Genomic DNA, 17,967 nt, shown 5'->3' on the forward strand with positions numbered 1-17,967 from the left:
CCCGGCCACTAGGCCGGGTACTGCTTTTTGCCCCGGTGATATATACTCCCTCATCTTTCTAACCTGCCGGAGACGATGTTTTGTCTCAAGATACTATTCAAATCCGCCAACTTGGCCTGCAACCCTACGAACCCATTTCTCAGGCGATGCATGATTTTACCGATACCCGTGATGAAACGACCGCCGATGAAATTTGGCTGGTAGAACACGAGCGTGTCTTTACACAAGGCCAGGCAGGTAAAGCGGAGCACGTGCTCGTTCCTGGTGATATACCCGTGATTCAAAGCGATCGGGGCGGCCAGGTCACTTATCATGGACCCGGTCAGCAAGTGATGTACGTGTTGCTTAATCTTAAGCGTCGTAAGCTCGGCGTTCGGGAACTGGTCACTATTCTTGAGCAAACAGTGGTCAATACCCTTGCTGAATTTCAAATAGACGCTTATCCACGCGCGGATGCACCTGGTGTCTATGTTGATGGACGTAAGATTTGCTCTCTGGGTTTACGTATTCGTAAGGGCTGTTCATTTCACGGGCTGGCATTGAATATTGATATGGATCTCAGCCCTTTTCTGCGAATCAACCCTTGTGGATATGCAGGTCTTGAGATGACACAGGTCAGTTCACTACGCGCTGGAACGTCACTTGAAGATGTACAACCATTGCTCATCAATAAATTCATCGAGCTTTTGAATAATCCGCCGGTTCAATACTTACCTGCTTAAGATTTATTACTCTGACAACTGCATCCTCGACGAATTACAGGCTGCGTAGTCACATCGACCTCCCGGCGGTTGCTATGAGGTCGATTTGCTAATTGTTAACCTCGAAAAGCGCACAATCCAACAACTCATTTACAATTCTTTCCCCATTTACTGCTTTGTCAGGCTGATTTATTCCCTTCAGTGATGATATACTTCGGGCGCTATTAAAAAATAGTTGATAAATAAAACATTCGATTAGCCTGATTTTTTTCAGCAACTGGAACACGTACGATATGAGTAAACCTATTGTAATGGAACGCGGCGTCAAGTATCGCGACGCCGATAAAATGGCTCTGATCCCGGTGAAAAACGTGGTGACTGAGCGCCAGGAGCTGTTAAGAAAACCAGAATGGATGAAGATCAAACTTCCATCTGATTCGACCCGAATTCAGGGTATCAAAGCGGCAATGCGTAAAAATGGTCTGCACTCTGTGTGTGAAGAAGCTTCCTGCCCTAATCTGGCGGAATGTTTTAACCACGGAACGGCAACCTTTATGATTCTTGGTGCAATCTGCACTCGTCGCTGCCCATTCTGCGATGTGGCTCATGGTCGCCCTGTTGCACCTGATGCCAATGAACCCACCAAATTGGCCCAAACTATCGCTGACATGGCATTACGCTATGTCGTTATCACGTCTGTCGACCGTGATGACCTGCGCGACGGTGGGGCTCAACATTTTGCCGATTGCATAAGCGCAATTCGTGAAAAAAATCCGACCATCAAAATTGAAACATTAGTGCCAGATTTCCGTGGCCGAATGGACAAAGCACTAGAAATTCTTACCGCCACGCCGCCTGATGTGTTCAACCACAACCTGGAAAACGTACCGCGTATTTATCGCAAAGTACGCCCTGGTGCTGACTACAACTGGTCGTTGAAATTGCTGGAGCGTTTTAAAGAAGCGCATCCGGATATCCCTACCAAGTCAGGTTTGATGGTAGGTTTAGGCGAAACGAACGCGGAAATTGTCGAAGTGATGCGTGACTTACGTCGCCACGGCGTCACTATGTTGACGCTGGGCCAATATTTACAACCAAGCCGCCATCACTTGCCAGTGCAGCGTTATGTTAGCCCTGACGAGTTCGAAGAGATGAAAGCAGAAGCTCTGGCTATGGGCTTTACTCATGCAGCTTGCGGCCCGTTTGTTCGCTCTTCATACCATGCAGATCTACAAGCTAAAGGTATGGAAGTTAAATAACGATGTAACAAATCGTTACCTTTAATTTGCGCCAGGCACAAAAAAACCGGCATAAATGATGCCGGTTTTTTTATATCTGGTCGAAAGCTGCGTCGTGATCAGTCTTTATGCGTAATACGGTCAGTTGTTGCATCCGTATCGTTGGCAGACTTAGCGGTAGTCTCGTCTTCATTCATGGCTTTCTTGAAGCCCTTGATTGCCGAGCCGAGATCACCACCCAGGGTGCGCAACTTCTTGGTGCCAAATAACAAAACAATCAGCGCACCCACTACCAGCAACTTTGTAATACTAATCTCACCCATAACAACCTTCTTTAATCATGCGTGCCGTGAATACGGCGAATAATACACTGAGACAATTAACGGTCATTTTCTCGTGAGATACAATAGCAACCTGTAACAAGTTGAATCAAGATCGAGTTAAAAACCATCATAGCAATTTGGGTAAACCAAACCGGCGGTTTTTCAAGACAGGTAACATGGCCCTTACTTCAGTTAAATATTCGCCATCCAACTCAGCATAGATCAAAGCCGGTCGCTGATTTGCAGATGCAATGACAACGCCGAGCGGATCCATAACTCGACTGTGACCAATATTTTTATTACCGCATTCACCTGATGCCACAACATAACATGTGGTATCAAGCGCACGAGCCGCCAATAACGTTGACCAATGCATCTCTTTATTTGGGCCACGTAACCATGCCGCAGGCAAGACTAAAACATCCGCGCCCGCTAAAGCCAGACTCAAAGCCATCTCTGGAAAACGCAGATCGTAGCAGGTCATTAAGCCCACTTTAAAACCTGCTACCTCAATTAATGGCGGCAATACCTCACCTGCATCAACCAGGCGCGACTCTTGTACATTAAACGCATCATAGAGATGAAGTTTCTGATACCGAGCTATCACCTCGCCACCACGAATTACCAGCAAAGTATTTGCCGCACGACCCACCGTGGTTTTGATATGCAATGTCAGTATGGTTGTAAGATTATCATTACGACTCTGCTCGCAAAGCTTATCGATAAATTCATCGTCCATGATTTGCGCTGATTTTACGGATAAATCGGGGTCGCTATCATCACGAGCCAGGACAGCCTCGGGTAATACCAGCAATTGTGCCCCTGCAGCTTGTGCTTGCGCCATCAACCCCAGACAGGTTTGTACATTTTCCTGCCATACCTTGCTCACCGCAAATTGTCCTACTGCAACTTTCATTGTCATCTCTCAACAGGCTGCGAATAATTTCAGTATACCGGGTGTGAAACTTCCCGTGCTGAAGTTACACTCAAGCACTTTAAAATAAGAACGAACAGGAAACTATCGTGTTGCAGATGCTTTTAGCCGTGTTTATTGGCGGTGGGACAGGAAGTGTTGTGCGTTGGTTATTGAGTATGAAGCTCAACCCAGTACATGCAGCGATTCCCGTCGGGACGTTGACTGCAAACCTGGTTGGCGCGTTTATTATTGGGCTTGGGCTGGCGCTGTTTACCAGAATGACTCACCTCGACCCTGTCTGGAAACTTTTAATCACCACAGGTTTTTGTGGCGGCCTTACAACTTTTTCGACTTTCTCGGCAGAAGTTGTTTTCTTACTACAAGATGGGCGTCTGGCCTGGGCTGGATTGAATATGCTGCTTAATCTCGCAGGTTCACTCACCATGACTGCCATCGCATTTTGGATAGTTTCTTTAGCCTACGGTCAATGATTCAAGCCACGTTAAGGTTAGCTTAATTTTTGTCTGCCACTCTGGATCAAAATGAGCGTGAGGCAAACTTATGAAAGAACGTGTTGCTGGATGGACAGCGGTGCTGATGAGCACGTTGATTGTGATGTGCTTTGTGAAAGTTTATCTTTTCCCCTGAATTTAAAGCAAAAAAAACCCGCCTTAGCGGGTTTTTATATTCTACTGGTAAAGCCTTAGATAGGCATTACGTTTGCAGCAGATGGGCCTTTGGCACCGTTAGTGATTTCAAACTCAACGCGCTGACCTTCAGCCAGGGTTTTGAAACCATTGCTCTGGATTGCAGAGAAGTGTACGAACACGTCTTTGCTACCATCTTCCGGAGTAATGAAGCCAAAGCCTTTTGACTCGTTAAACCACTTAACGTTACCTTTAATCTTAGACATCTAAATTACCTTTACATGAAAAACGACACAAATGCTGTGTCGGGCATCAGTACACCAATTGTGATGGATTTTGTCCAGCCCAGAATTGCTAAAAAGTGATAAAAATTACTACCTCTTTTAAAAACTGTGCAGCAGTCCGTATTTTTGAATACCAGACAGCAAAAATACGCGATTTGTATGATTCCAGACTACCAATGCCCATCAGAATTGGAAGCGTAACCAGGCAAAGTAAACGTTACCGTTGTTGTACGTGCCGGGTATATAAGTCATCTGGAACGTTGCAGGGCCATAACCTACCGATGCCAAAGGTAAAATCACGGGAATCGGAATGTAGTTCCAGTTATCACGCGCTGTTGCCCCCAGCGTATAGCCCAGACCAAGACGGAAGTTATCATCCGTCAAAGGACGCCAGATCTTCTCCCAGCCATAGCCACCGATAGGTTCCCATTTGTTATAGGAATCTTTGAACGCCATCAGATATAAACCATGCCAGTTGCCGCTGTCATCCCAACGCGTTTGCCCGAACCCAATCCCCCAAGGGCGTTCGTTATAGCGATCGGTTTTTTCTTTGTCGTATGCAAAGCGAGCATGCCAGGTTATTGCTGGCACATACAAATCATAATGTTGCGGCTCGTTCCATGTTTGTGAAACGTTATCAGACAAAGTATTCCAGGCGTCACCTAATACACTATTTTGGCTCGCAATTGCAGCAGGTAGCACCATTAATGGTGATACAAAAATAATAACAGAAAAGATGATTTTATTTGTTAGTGTCACATTGATTTCCACATCAAAATCCAATATACAGCCTAACAAATTATATATTAACAAAAGCTAAATAAGCCTATGGCTAATTCCTAAAAACAGCCTTTCACGCTTATTTTAATATCCCAAAAAAAATCACCCTTGTTGTTTTTTAAGCTAAAAACAACAAGGGTAACCGACTATTATTTATGCTTTTTTAGTAACACATACATTGCGGGGATGACTAGCATCGATAGTAATGGGGCTGTAATCATGCCGCCAATCATCGGGGCCGCAATACGGCGCATCACTTCTGATCCCGTACCGTCGCCCCACATAATCGGCAATAAACCTGCCATTATCGTCGCAACAGTCATCACTTTAGGCCTGACGCGTAGCACTGCGCCCTCATGTAGGGCGCGCATTAGCATGGGTTTTCCTCCCTGTGGATCTAACGCTTTATGCCTCGCAATAGCTTGATTTAAATAAAGTACCATTATTACGCCAAATTCAGCTGCTACCCCAGCCAATGCAATAAATCCTACCGCACCCGCAACGGATAAATTATATCCCAGCAAATATAGCAACCAAACACCACCAATAAGTGAGAATGGTAAAGTCCCCATTATTAACAACGCATCACTTACACGTGAGAATGTTACATAAAGCAAGACGAAAATAATGACCAGAGTGAATGGTAAGACTATTCTTAATTTAGCACTTGCTCGCTCTAAATATTCAAATTGACCAGACCAGGATAATGAGACGCCATCAGGTAATTTCACCTGCTGGGAAACAGCACGCTGCATATCTTCCACTGCTGATTTTAAATCGCGCCCACGTAAATCCACATAAACCCAATTAGATAAACGGGCATTTTCACTTTTCAACATTGGTGGACCATCAGTGATAGTGATATCTGCCAATTCAGAAAGCGCAATCTGGCTACCATTCGCGGTAATCACCGGCAAGTTTTGCAATTTTTGGACGTTGTCACGTATTTCGCGCGGGTAGCGAATATTGATCGGATAGCGTTCACGTCCCTCAATCGTTTCACCGATATTTTGGCCACCAATCACCGTCGCGACTAATGACTGTAACTCTTTGACTGAGACGCCATAGCGCGCCGCTTTAAGCCTGTCGATATTGATATCAACATAGCGCCCACCACCGAGTCTTTCCGCAAGAGCGGATGTGACACCAGGAACTTGCTTCACCACTCGCTCGATTTGCTCAGCCACCTGCTCAATGGCGGCAATATTATTGCCATTTACTTTAATGCCTACCGGGCTTTTGATACCCGTCGCCAACATGTCCAGGCGGTTACGGATAGGTGGCACCCAAACGTTAGCAATTCCCGGTACTTTCACCACGCTATCGAGTTCACTAACCAGCTTATCCATCGTCATTCCTGGCCGCCATTGATCGCGCGGCTTAAAACGAATAGTGGTCTCGATCATGGTTAGCGGTGCAGGATCGGTTGCAGTATCTGCGCGTCCAGCTTTACCAAATACCGTCGCCACTTCAGGCACGGTTTTGATTAAGCGGTCTGTCTGTTGCAGTAAACGTCCGGCTTCACGTGCGGAAATACCCGGCAGCGTTGATGGCATGTACAGCAAGTCGCCTTCATCAAGCGGTGGCATAAACTCACTTCCAAGTCGGCTCAGCGGCCATAACGTCGCCAATAATACTAACCCTGCAACCAGCAGCGTAGTTTTCGGGCGCGCCAGCACTTTATCCAGCAGTGGTTCATAGGCGGCAATTAACCAACGGTTGATGGGATTTGCCTTTTCATCAGGGATTTTCCCGCGAATAAAATAGCCCATCAGCACTGGCACTAGCGTGATTCCCAGCCCTGCCGCCACCGCCATGGCGTAGGTTTTGGTGAATGCCAACGGCGAAAACATGCGCCCTTCCTGCGCTTCAAGGGAAAACACCGGGATAAACGACAGCGTGATAATCAGCAAACTACAGAACAGCGCAGGCCCCACTTCCACGGCAGCTTGTTCTGATATCCGCCAGTAATCAGCTCCTGCTGGCTGTTTGCCAGGGTTGTCATGCCGCCACTGCTCCAGGACTTTATGCATGTTTTCGATCATCACGATCGCCGCATCAACCATCGCCCCTATCGCAATGGCGATCCCACCCAGCGACATAATATTGGCGTTCACCCCCTGGTAGTGCATGACGATAAATGCACCCAAAATTCCCAGCGGCAGGGTGATCATCGCCACCATTGCCGAGCGGAAATGGAACAGGAACAGCGCGCAAATAATGGCGACGACAATAAACTCTTCCAGCAACTTGTGGGACAGCGTTTCAATCGCGTTTTCAATCAGATGCGAGCGATCGTAAACCGGAACGATTTCGACTCCCGCTGGCAAACTTTTCTGGATTTGCTGGAGTTTTGCCTTCACTGCATTAATGGTATCCAGCGCATTCTTGCCATAGCGCATTACAATGATGCCGCCCGCAACCTCACCTTCACCATTAAATTCCGCCACGCCCCGGCGAATTTCAGGCCCCATGCGCAGCGTTGCTACATCGCTCAATAACACCGGCACGCCTTCGCGCGTGGTGATCACTACCTGTTTAAAATCATTCAGATTTTTCAGGTAACCTGCCGTGCGCACCATATATTCGGCTTCGCCCATTTCGATGACCGAACCGCCACCTTCCTGGTTAGCGCTTTGCACCGCACTAATAACTTGTTCATGTGTGATGTTCAGCGCCCGCATGCGCTGCGGATCGAGGACGATTTGGTACTGTCGAACCATGCCGCCTACGCTCGCAACTTCCGAAACATTCGGCACAGTTTTGAGCTCAAATTTAAGCGTCCAGTCTTGAAGGGCGCGTAAATCTGCCAGGCTGTGTTTGCCGGTTCTGTCCACCAGCGCATATTCATAAACCCAACCCACCCCCGTCGCATCCGGCCCTAACGAGGCTTTAGCTTCTGGAGGTAACTGCGACTGAACCTGGCTTAAATACTCCAGAACCCGCGAGCGCGCCCAGTACGGATCGGTGCCATCTTCAAACAGAATGTAGACATAGGAGTCACCAAACATCGAAAACCCGCGCACAGTTTTCGCGCCTGGTACCGAAAGCATGGTAGTGGTCAGCGGATAAGTAACCTGATCCTCAACGACCTGTGGCGCTTTGCCTGGGTAATTGATACGAATGATCACCTGTACGTCTGAGAGATCGGGCAGCGCATCCAGCGGTGCGCGTTGCAGCGACCAAATTCCCCATGCAGCCATCATGATCGCCGCAAGCAACACCAGCAGCCGGTTTTTAAGTGACCAACGAATAACGGCGGCAATCATTTCATTGCCCCCGCCATCGGCATCAGATGAGTGATTACTGCGCCATGTTCGTCATCCATTGTGAAACTGAACATCACGCGATCCCCAACCTTCACACTCTGCGCGTCAGCGGCTGATTTCAGAGCAAAGTCCATGGTCATTGCATTCCATTTCAACGCTGGGATCGGTTTGTGCGAAAGGGTAATCGCGTCATCAGCAATGCCTTTTACTACGGCTTCCCCTTGATATTCTTGGGCAGTTGCCTTGGCAGTTTTCTCCTGTGGCAATGCACTACGAAGGCTTGCTTCGGAATCAATCAGGAACTGCCCGGAGGTCACAACTTTATCGCCCTCTTTCAATCCTTGTTTAATCTCAACCCAGCCATTTTGCGCCGCCCCAACCACGACATTCACCGGGTTGAAATGACCATCGTCCTGAGCGACTAACACTCGGCTATTACTGCCCGTTTCAATCATCGCCTCTTCAGGAATAGCCAGCACTGGCGGGAGATTAAGCTGCCTGGCTAGTTTCACATTGAGATACATCCCAGGCTTGAGCTTCATTTGATGATTGTCCACCACGATGCGCGCTTTCAGCGTTCGGGTGGACGTATCCATATTGGGGAGTAGTTCACTCACGCGGCCATGGAAAGTCTCACCAGGCCAACTATTGCTCGATGCCTGAATCTCACTTCCCACTTGCAGCACCTGCGCCTGAATTTGTGGGTAATCAATCACAATCCACACAGATTCGAGGCTGGCAACCTCAAACAACGGTGCGGTTGGTGTAACCTGCGCCCCTTCACGCGTTTCCAGCTTGTTGATGTAGCCTGCTTGTTTAGCCCGCACTGTCACACGCGTTTGCGGTTTCCCGGTGCGCTCAACCTGGTTGATAATTTCCGCAGGCATAAACTGGAGTTGCAGGCGCTCACGCGCGGCAGAACTTAACGCGCTATCGCCCAAACCGCGCACCGCCAGATATTCCTGTTGAGCTGCTGTCCATTCAGGTATCCACAGCTGTGCGAGTGGTTCACCTGCTTTCACAAATTGCTGCGGCGCATTAACAAATAGCTTCTCAACGACGCCATTAGCACTGGCCGGAATAATCTGCACGCTGCGCTCATCGGTAGAAACAGTGGCAAAAGCATCAAACTGATAATCCAGCACTTTCTTCTCAACCAGCGCTGTTCTTATTCCCAGATTTTGTTGTTGGCGAGCGCTTACCGTCACTCCGCCATCTTCAGTGGTTTCATCGGCGTAACGCGGCACCAGGTCCATATCCATAAACGGCGATTTACCCGGCTTATCGAAACGCTGTCCGGGCGTCATCGGGTCATACCAATAAAGAACTTTGCGTTCTGGCTGAACAGATTGTGTAGTAGTGGTGGAATGGCTTTGTTTACCCGCGTAATACCCAGCGCCAAGTGCCGCCGCGATAGTGAGCGCTAACAATGAGAGTTTCGTTATGGTTTTCATTATTGGTTGTCATCCTGTGGCGTCAGGTAGCGGATGGCGGCCCAGGTTTCAGCCACGCTTTTTTCAGCGCTATTCGCGGTCAGTTCGGTATCGAGTAAGGTGCGGCGCGCAGTGAGCAAATCGGAAAGCGTGGATTGCCCGGCACGGTATTGCGCTTCAATCAGTGAAAGACGCTGGCGTTGCAACGGCAAAATCTCTTCTTGCTGGCGCAGCCAGAGTGTTTGAGCTGCCTGATACTGCGCGACAAGCGTGCGCACCAATGCTATACGGTCGCGGTTCGCCAATGCCAATTGGTCGTTGGCTTCCATTGAACGCGACATATCCGCCGCGAGATCTTTGTCCTGGCGCTGAGATTTAAACATCGGTAAATCGACGGTAAACATCACGCCTGCCATATCGTCGTAATCATCGGCGCGATGGGCGTAATAAACCTCAACCCCCACGTTCGGCTTCGCGGCGACTGCAGACTGCGCCGAACGCGCTTTGGCAACATCCGCCTCACGCGCCGCTTCTATCACTTCCGGGTGCTGCTCGACGTTTTGTTCCAGTATTTCCGGGTCCGCAGGCAAGCGCTGATAGCGCGGTAATGTGCCGCGTGTGTCCTCAATGTTCTCACCGGTTAATTGCAGTAAACGAGTTTGCGCCAGCGTCACATCGCGCTGGGCGAGCGTGACTTTGTCCTGCATCCCCAATAGCGTCATGCGGATATCCACCACGCTGGATGCCGGGGAACTACCACTGGCGACGGTGGTTTTTTGCACGCTGATTTGGCGTTCGGTTTCTGCCACCAGCTTTTGAGCGCCCACCAGCACCTTTTGCGATAACGCTAAATCGAGCCAGGCCTGCGCCGTAACTCTTTGTAACGTCGCTCGAATCACTTCCGCTTTCGCAGCGCTGCTGGCCGATTGCGCCAGAATAGTTTCTGCTTTACGGTCGCGTTTTTCCTCGCTGACGTAATCCTGCATGATGCCAATGCGCTGCATGGTCATGCCTTCACGAGTAAAACGGTGGCTGTTGCTGCCCTGTACCGGCACGTTTTCAATGCCGAATTTCAATTTCGGGTCGGGTAATTCGCGGGCAGAATCAGCCATCGCATTCAGCGCGTTGCTCTGATTACGGTTGGCAGAAAGTTCTGCGGAATAATGAACGGCCGCGGCCAGGGTCTGTTGCAGGCTGAACTCTGCCGCATTTGCGACAGAGACAGACACAGCAAACAGCACCCCGCCGAGCCATAAGCTCAGGGAATGTTGTTTCATGATGGCCTCAGTTACTTAGTCGGGGTAACCGAAGCGAGTTGGTAACCTTCAGCCTGCTGGCTAAAAGTGAAATCAACCGTGTCACCGGCTTTCACCGTCGCTAATGAACCCGCTTCAGGCAAGCTGAATGTCATCGTCATTGCGGGCCAGTTAAGGGCAGCGATAGGTTTGTGGGCAATTGAAATGGAATCGTTGGTGACTTTCTTTACCACACCATGGCCGTGGTAAACCTCAGAGGCCATTGGCTGAGCCATCGACATTTCATGAGTCATATCGTGAGAAGCTGCGTGAGCCAAAGTAAAGAAAGCTGATACTGACAGCGCAACGGCTGTAAAGAAACGTGCAGAAATAGCAGACATAAAAATCTCCAGAACTAAAGTCAAAGGATGAAATCCGTAAGGGATGAACCAAGACAGTGCTGGAGTTATTCTCTAAAACGACAAAACCGTATTGTGGCCGGAGGGCCAGTTGCAGGCGGAGTTAATAAGGCAACCGAGGTAACCGTTTCAGTGCATTCGGGGATCACTAAGGCCAGAGTATCGGTAACCGGCAATGCGGCCAAAGAACTGTAGCCGTTATCTTTTTGCATCACGTCCGGAATGCAATGTTTATCACACAGCGTTCCCTTCGCTTTCACCATATCCCAATGGTTTTTCATCAGCATATGTTCGCTATGCTGAACGGAAAGGGATGGCGCGCTAATTTCTACCGGGCAGTCATGCGATGCCACTGCGACCTGGCTGTTGACAAACAGCCAGCCAAACGCCAACAGCAGCATCAAAAGATGCTTTCTGAGGAAGCGTAAACGGCTTGTCGACCAGAAAGTGGATTGCAACTTGGTTACCCCAAAATATACGAGGCGGCAGTATAAGCATTAGACCTTTTTATTTTAAAGAGATTTTTAGTTGCTTTACATTCAGATAGGTAATTAACAATTATGTAATATAATTTTAATTTAATTCCCTCCATATGATTATTAACAGAGCAATAAGCGATATAAATATATACCGCTTATCAATAAGTAAATGTCATAATTGCAAGGCTGCCGACAAAAGTGTCATGGCAGCAGAACGAAGCTTACTAAATTTGATGCTCATCAGAATTCTGCGCCAATGATTCAGGCAGATTGGCACCGTTTTCGCCGACGACTGCAAAGCGTCTTATTTTTTTATTTTCTGGCATGGCGTTGCGCTCAGGTACTGCTCACCCCTTAATGGGTAAAGATGCCGAACGCGACAGGGGACTCAAATGCTAACTACTCTTGAATTACTTATTGGGGTTGTGGTTATTGTCGGTGTAGCTCGCTACATCATCAAGGGCTACTCCGCGACCGGCGTATTATTCGTCGGTGGTTTAACGTTACTGATTATAAGTGCCCTGATGGGTCACAAGGTTTTACCTGGCAATGCCGAAAGCACTGGGTATACCGCAACTGATATCGTTGAATATGTCAAAATTCTGCTGATGAGCCGCGGTGGCGATCTTGGCATGATGATCATGATGCTGTGCGGTTTCGCATCATATATGACGCATATCGGCGCTAACGATATGGTGGTTAAGCTTGCGTCTAAACCACTGAAATTAATTAACTCACCCTATATCCTGATGATCGCCGCTTATTTCGTGGCTTGTCTGATGTCGCTGGCGGTTTCATCTGCAACCGGCCTGGGTGTGTTGCTGATGGCAACGTTGTTCCCGGTCATGGTGAACGTGGGAATTAGTCGTGGTGCGGCAGCAGCAATTTGTGCTTCTCCTGCGGCAATCATCCTGTCCCCAACTTCTGGTGACGTAGTGCTGGCGGCAAAAGCTGCAGAAATGTCATTGGTTGATTTTGCTTTTAAAACCACCGTGCCAATTTCTATCGCTGCCATTATTGCCATGGCGATTGCCCACTTCTTCTGGCAACGCTACCTGGATAAAAAAGAAAACGTCAGCCATGAAATGCTTGATGTCAGCGAAATCCAGACTACTGCGCCTTCTTTCTATGCCATTCTGCCATTTACGCCAATTATCGGCGTGCTGATTTTCGACGGCAAATGGGGTCCACAACTGCACATCATCTCAATTTTGGTGATCTGTATTCTGATTGCCGCGGTGATTGAATTCTTCCGTAGCTTCAAAGCGCAAACCGTCTTCTCTGGCCTTGAAGTCTGCTATCGCGGTATGGCTGATGCCTTCGCAAACGTCGTTATGCTGTTGGTTGCTGCGGGTGTGTTTGCACAAGGCCTTAGCACCATCGGCTTTATCCAGAGCCTAATATCGATTGCCACCTCGTTCGGTTCAGCAAGTATCATTCTGATGCTGGTGCTGGTCGTGCTGACGATGTTGGCTGCGATGACCACCGGTTCCGGTAACGCACCGTTTTATGCCTTCGTTGAGATGATCCCGAAACTGGCTCACTCCTCCGGCATTAACCCGGCGTACCTGGCGATCCCAATGCTGCAAGCCTCCAACCTTGGACGCACCATTTCTCCGGTTTCCGGTGTAGTTGTTGCGGTTGCAGGGATGGCAAAAATCTCTCCATTCGAAGTGGTAAAACGCACGTCAGTCCCCGTTGCTGTTGGTCTGATTGTCGTGATTATCGCCACCGAAATTCTGGTGCCGTCTGCTGCCATTCTGCCTTAATCTTTAGCTTTGTAATAAGCGCCTCATTGAGGCGCTTTTTTTATGTTTAAATAAAGTGACTTCTGGAAGCCTGAGCGAGAAAACGATGAAATTAATGTGGCAAAACACGCTAATCCTGACTTCCCTACTGGCCACCAGCCATCTGTTACACGCGGAGGAACTCACCGCCAAACAGTATGCCGATTTCGACCGTTACGTGTTGGCTCTGTCCTGGCAAACCGGTTTTTGCCAGAGCATGCATGAGCGTAACCGCAACGAACCTGCCGAATGTAAAACTCAGCAAGAGCAAAATGACAAGCGCACTTTCTTAACCGTGCACGGCCTGTGGCCAGGTTTGCCAAAATCGGTAGCGGCGCGCGGTGTGGATGAAAAACGATGGATGCGCTACGGCTGTTCAACACGCCCGGTGCCGAACATGGCTGAAGTTCGCGGTTCGCAAAAATGCCAGGCACCAGCACCTGCGTTATCAACAGATATCGCCAGCAAACTTGCGGGTGTCATGCCAGGGGCTGGAGGTCAGTCGTGCCTTGAACGCTATGAGTTCGCAAAACATGGCGCGTGTTTTGGTTTTAACCCCAACGCCTATTTCGGCACCATGGTTCGCCTGAACAATGAATTCAAACAAAGCGCTTTCGGTGAATTTTTGGCAACAAACTACGGCAAAGTCGTCACGCGAAAAGCGTTCAATAAAGCGTTGGAAAAGAGCTGGGGAAATGATGCGGTGAAGGCGGTAAAACTGACCTGTAACGGTAACCCGGCATACCTGACGGAAATGCAAATCTCGCTTGATGCTGCAAAAATTAATGGCCCGCTTAATGAAGGTTCGTTTGCCACACAAAGAAATCCAGGCAACTGCGCGAAGCAGTTCCGCCTGGATGCTGTAGGTTATTGATCGTTAAGCAACATGTGGCTGTTTAGCCGACTCGTCTGCGACTGACTTTCCATTATCGGGAGTCAGATCGCAGTTCTTTGGTAGCGTCAGAGTTATCAGTGCCGCAATCACCAGCGAACCAGCCAGGGCGCAGACTGCCATGTTCTGCCCATAGAGATAAATCATCATCCCCACCAGCCACGGGCCACAGAAGCCCCCAAGATTGCCTAATCCGTTAATCACACCACGTGCCCCACCGGCAACTTCTGGTGATGCAATTCGCCCCGGAATCGACCAGAACGGACTGGTTGCAGCCTTCAGGAAGAACCCGCACACCACTAAAGCAATGTAGGCCGCGATAATGTTATGACGTAAAACTACCGACGCCAGCAATGCCGCGGCAAAGCACAACAGTGAAATCATTACCCACAGTCGGCGTTTACCGGTTTTATCGCTGAGCATTGAAATGACATAGATACCGATAATCGTCGCGACAAAAGGCACTATTGCCAGCAGCCCGACACCCGCCATATTCGCGCCGGTAAGGTTTTTGAGGATTGTCGGCAGCCACAGCGTGTAGCCGTAATCACCGGTTTGGTAGAAAAAGTTAAGTGCCACCAGCTTCATTAGACTGCTGTTACGAAATACATCGCGCAACGGAGCATTACTTACCGGCTGCTTCAGGCTTCGCGCCTGACGGTCGCGTTCAAATTCCGCCAGCAGGTATTCACGTTCTGCAGCAGGTAACCAGCGAGCCTCCTGCGGACGGTCGCTAATCAGCCACCACCACACCGCCAAGACCACAATCGACAGCAAACCTTCGATGATAAACAGCCAGCGCCAGTCCAGACTCTGAATAATCGCACCCGAGATTGGCGCGGTTACCATACCGCCGATAGGAGCGAACATCATGACGAAAGCATTCGCTCGCCCAATTTCGCGGTCCGGGAACCAGTTGCTGATCATCGTTAACACGACTGGCAGCATTCCGCCCTCGGCGACACCGAGCACAAACCGCAGAACTAAGACCTGATAGTGGTTGGTGACAAAACCTGTGGCGACAGAAACGATAGCCCACGCCACCAGCGACCAGGCGATAAACCGTTTACCACTACCGTTCACCGCCGCCCGCCCACCGGGAATCTGCAAGAAAAGATAACCGATGAAAAATATCCCGCTGGTGAGACCTGCCATTTGGCTGGTTATACCTAAATCAGCCTCCATTCCACCGGGAAGTGCGAAACTAATATTCACCCGATCCATAAAAGAAATAATACAGGCGATTAAAATAGGCGCGACCACGCGCCACCAGCGAGTGCCGGGGATTTTCTTTTCCATGGTATTTATCCGTGACAATAAAAGTCATTGCCCTTTTTAATAAAGGGCTCCGGGAAATTACTTAATACGGTGCGGCAGAGGTTTATGGTTGAAATAAGCCTCAACATTTTCAAATACGATATTACTCATGCGCTGGCGTGTTTCATGCGTGGCGCTGGCAACATGCGGTTGTAATACCACATTCTCCATACAGATTAATTCAGCAGGTACATTAGGTTCATTCACAAAAACATCCAGCCCGGCACCGGAAATATCACCATTTTGCAAGGCGGTAATTAAATCCTGCTCATTGATAATACTACCCCGAGCGATATTAATGACCAACGCATGATTAGGTAATACCTCGAATACTTGCCGATTCACAATGCCGTGACTTGCCTTGCCACCCGATACCGCAACAATAAAAAAGTCACTATTGCGGGCAAGACTTAATACATCCTCACACCAGTGATACGGCAGAGAGCTATCCATTTCGCGATCGGTGTAATAAATTTCCATATCAAAGCCGATGGCACGACGGGCAATGGCTCGGCCAATATTCCCCATCCCAAAGATGCCGATACGTTTACGGCTCACCTGGGTTGCCAATGCAGGGCTTTCCTGAAGCCAACGCCCTTCTCGTACGAAGCGGTCACCCTGGCAGAGCTGGCGAGCGCTACTCAACAGCAAACCGAAAGCCAGGTCAGCGACATCGTCGGTGAGTGCCCCGGCAGTAATGGTCACCGCAATATCGCGACGGCGAGCATATTCCAGATCCACCGCATCTGTACCGACACCAAAAACAGCAATCACACCGACCTGTGGCAGATTTTCCAGCACGGCGGTAGTCACGCCGATATCCCCACGCGTCACAACAGCACCAATTTGTGCGCCGTTATCAGCAAGCCAGGCCGCAGCGTCAGACTGCTGGTAAAGGCGATGAACGGTGTAATGTGTCTCCAGTTGCTGCTGAAGTGCATCCATCACTGGAGCAATAAGTAATACGTGTTGGGTAGGTTGCGACATGGTTCCCCCGGTTAAGTCAGCTAAGTCAATATTTCTGCTTAACATCAAAGCCTTTTTAAGCGCAGGGTTTTGCGACGTAGGTCACGCCAATCCATGTTAGAAAACCGTGTTACCGTTAGCGTGATCGCTTCAGCATTTAAGCGACTACAGCGTGCCGCCAAGAGATAAGCGATAGTGCAAATCGACTTGTTCAATTGTTGGTTGTTTATTGATTTTCTTCAATAAAATTTCCGTGGCGACTTTCCCGATCTCAAAGCGTGGCGTGACAACACTGGCAAGTTTTGGAACCGTAACCTGGCCGATTTCCAGGCCGTGAAAACCAGCAATTCCCATCTGTTCCGGCACACGAATGTTGGCAGCAAGGCATTCTTGTAACACTCCCGCTGCGAGATCGTCATTAGTACACAAAATACCGTCCATATCCGGGTACATCTGGCGCGCCATCGCCATCATTCCTGTTCCTACGCTTACAGAGGAAACTTTATTTGGCATTAGCCGCCCATCAGTCAAACCCGCGTCAGCCATGGCTTTGCAATACCCTTCATATCGCTTGATATCACGCACATCGGCCATCGAACCTAAATAGATAATCCGCTTCTTGCCACTGGCAATCAGCATATTGGTCATATCAAATCCGGCACGGAAGTTATCAAAGCCGACGTTAATGCGCCCGCTACCAGATACCAGGTCCATCACTTCAGCCACAGGGATTCCGGCAGCACTTAAATACTTCTCGGTCCGCAGCGTATGCACGGTTTCCGTCAGGATAAGTCCCGCGACGTTAAAACCCAGCACCGTGGCAATTTGCTCTTCTTCGCGCTCGCGGTCGTAATCGTAATTAACCACCAGCGTCTGGTAACCCATCGGCTTTGTTACGGATTCGATACCTGCCAGTAAATCGGCAAAAATCTGGTTATTAAAGGAGGGAATAATGACGCCGATTCGCGGCTGCATATTGCTCGCCAAAGCCCTGTTTTCAGGGTCAGGCATATAATTGACTTCCGCCATCACTTCAGCGATTCGGGCGGCAGTTTCCGGGGCTACTTTATCCGGCGTGCGCAAATAACGGCTGACGGTCATTTTTGTCACCCCCGCAAGGGCGGCAATGTCCTGCAATGTAATGCGCTGGTACTTCATCTGGTTTTCCTGATAACCCGCGGGAAAAGGATTATGCCTCGCATCCTTAACAAAAGAAAAGCTACCACACTTCACACTCCAGGTATCACGCGGGCGTAACACTATTCGCAGTGATCTACTTCA

General features: G+C 49.2%; 17 protein-coding genes. 5 read left to right on the forward strand and 12 right to left on the reverse strand.

What is annotated here, in order from left to right; all coding sequences use genetic code 11:
- Positions 1-80: 80 nt before the first annotated feature.
- Entirely contained in the window at positions 81-722 is a 642-nt protein-coding gene (gene lipB, locus LVQ76_RS01245) for a lipoyl(octanoyl) transferase LipB (RefSeq protein WP_232920785.1), read from the forward strand.
- 272 nt (positions 723-994) lie between these two features.
- Positions 995-1,960: a lipoyl synthase gene (lipA, locus tag LVQ76_RS01250; protein ID WP_232920786.1), complete on the forward strand. Its 966-nt coding sequence runs from the start codon at positions 995-997 to the stop codon at positions 1,958-1,960.
- Between the two features lie 98 nt (positions 1,961-2,058).
- On the opposite strand, the gene tatE is transcribed toward lipA, so the two are convergent.
- Complete coding sequence (gene tatE / locus LVQ76_RS01255; RefSeq protein ID WP_064517012.1) at positions 2,059-2,262, reverse strand: twin-arginine translocase subunit TatE; 204 nt, start codon at positions 2,260-2,262, stop codon at positions 2,059-2,061.
- A 127-nt stretch (positions 2,263-2,389) separates the two neighbouring features.
- Positions 2,390-3,178 (reverse strand): deaminated glutathione amidase, encoded by a 789-nt coding sequence (locus LVQ76_RS01260; protein ID WP_232920787.1) that lies wholly within the window; start codon positions 3,176-3,178, stop codon positions 2,390-2,392.
- A 107-nt stretch (positions 3,179-3,285) separates the two neighbouring features.
- Between LVQ76_RS01260 and crcB the strand changes: the two genes are divergently transcribed.
- Positions 3,286-3,669 (forward strand): fluoride efflux transporter CrcB, encoded by a 384-nt coding sequence (gene crcB, locus LVQ76_RS01265; protein ID WP_232864257.1) that lies wholly within the window; start codon positions 3,286-3,288, stop codon positions 3,667-3,669.
- A 212-nt stretch (positions 3,670-3,881) separates the two neighbouring features.
- On the opposite strand, the gene cspE is transcribed toward crcB, so the two are convergent.
- The 7 genes from cspE to LVQ76_RS01300 all read right to left on the reverse strand — a co-directional run bounded on the left by cspE (position 3,882) and on the right by LVQ76_RS01300 (position 11,703).
- A complete protein-coding gene (gene cspE / locus LVQ76_RS01270) occupies positions 3,882-4,091 on the reverse strand; it encodes a transcription antiterminator/RNA stability regulator CspE (RefSeq protein WP_004100146.1) in 210 nt (69 codons plus the stop codon).
- A gap of 201 nt (positions 4,092-4,292) precedes the next feature.
- Positions 4,293-4,850, reverse strand: a complete 558-nt coding sequence (gene pagP / locus LVQ76_RS01275; protein ID WP_370640054.1) for a lipid IV(A) palmitoyltransferase PagP — start codon at positions 4,848-4,850, stop codon at positions 4,293-4,295.
- Positions 4,851-5,038: 188 nt separating this feature from the next.
- Positions 5,039-8,158, reverse strand: a complete 3,120-nt coding sequence (locus tag LVQ76_RS01280) for an efflux RND transporter permease subunit (RefSeq protein ID WP_232920788.1) — start codon at positions 8,156-8,158, stop codon at positions 5,039-5,041.
- Complete coding sequence (locus tag LVQ76_RS01285) at positions 8,155-9,612, reverse strand: efflux RND transporter periplasmic adaptor subunit (RefSeq protein WP_232920789.1); 1,458 nt, start codon at positions 9,610-9,612, stop codon at positions 8,155-8,157. The genes LVQ76_RS01280 and LVQ76_RS01285 overlap by 4 nt, the downstream gene beginning before the upstream one ends.
- On the reverse strand, positions 9,612-10,868 hold the full coding sequence (locus LVQ76_RS01290; RefSeq protein WP_232920790.1) for a TolC family protein: 1,257 nt from the start codon (positions 10,866-10,868) through the stop codon (positions 9,612-9,614). Before LVQ76_RS01290 ends, LVQ76_RS01285 begins: the two co-directional genes overlap by 1 nt.
- 11 nt (positions 10,869-10,879) lie before the next feature.
- Positions 10,880-11,227, reverse strand: a complete 348-nt coding sequence (locus tag LVQ76_RS01295; RefSeq protein WP_232864253.1) for a copper-binding protein — start codon at positions 11,225-11,227, stop codon at positions 10,880-10,882.
- A 65-nt stretch (positions 11,228-11,292) separates the two neighbouring features.
- On the reverse strand, positions 11,293-11,703 hold the full coding sequence (locus tag LVQ76_RS01300; RefSeq protein ID WP_232904066.1) for a DUF2946 domain-containing protein: 411 nt from the start codon (positions 11,701-11,703) through the stop codon (positions 11,293-11,295).
- Positions 11,704-12,116: 413 nt separating this feature from the next.
- Between LVQ76_RS01300 and dcuC the strand changes: the two genes are divergently transcribed.
- Both dcuC and rna read left to right on the forward strand, forming a co-directional pair.
- Positions 12,117-13,493: an anaerobic C4-dicarboxylate transporter DcuC gene (gene dcuC, locus LVQ76_RS01305; protein ID WP_232904067.1), complete on the forward strand. Its 1,377-nt coding sequence runs from the start codon at positions 12,117-12,119 to the stop codon at positions 13,491-13,493.
- 94 nt (positions 13,494-13,587) lie between these two features.
- Entirely contained in the window at positions 13,588-14,385 is a 798-nt protein-coding gene (gene rna, locus LVQ76_RS01310; protein WP_370640055.1) for a ribonuclease I, read from the forward strand.
- A gap of 3 nt (positions 14,386-14,388) precedes the next feature.
- Here rna and LVQ76_RS01315 read toward each other — a convergent pair whose 3' ends face one another.
- From LVQ76_RS01315 to LVQ76_RS01325, 3 genes are all read right to left on the reverse strand, one after another.
- The gene (locus LVQ76_RS01315) at positions 14,389-15,702 is read right to left on the reverse strand and encodes an MFS transporter (RefSeq protein WP_232864250.1); all 1,314 of its coding nucleotides are present in this window, start codon (positions 15,700-15,702) and stop codon (positions 14,389-14,391) included.
- Between the two features lie 57 nt (positions 15,703-15,759).
- Complete coding sequence (locus LVQ76_RS01320; protein ID WP_232920792.1) at positions 15,760-16,707, reverse strand: 2-hydroxyacid dehydrogenase; 948 nt, start codon at positions 16,705-16,707, stop codon at positions 15,760-15,762.
- Between the two features lie 144 nt (positions 16,708-16,851).
- Positions 16,852-17,844 carry a LacI family DNA-binding transcriptional regulator gene (locus tag LVQ76_RS01325; protein WP_232864248.1) on the reverse strand — a complete coding sequence of 331 codons (993 nt, stop codon included), beginning with the start codon at positions 17,842-17,844 and terminating at the stop codon, positions 16,852-16,854.
- Positions 17,845-17,967 lie beyond the last annotated feature (123 nt).

The sequence above is a fragment of the Buttiauxella cochleicola genome, from assembly GCF_021283185.1.
GTDB classification, from domain to species: Bacteria; Pseudomonadota; Gammaproteobacteria; order Enterobacterales; family Enterobacteriaceae; genus Buttiauxella; species Buttiauxella massiliensis.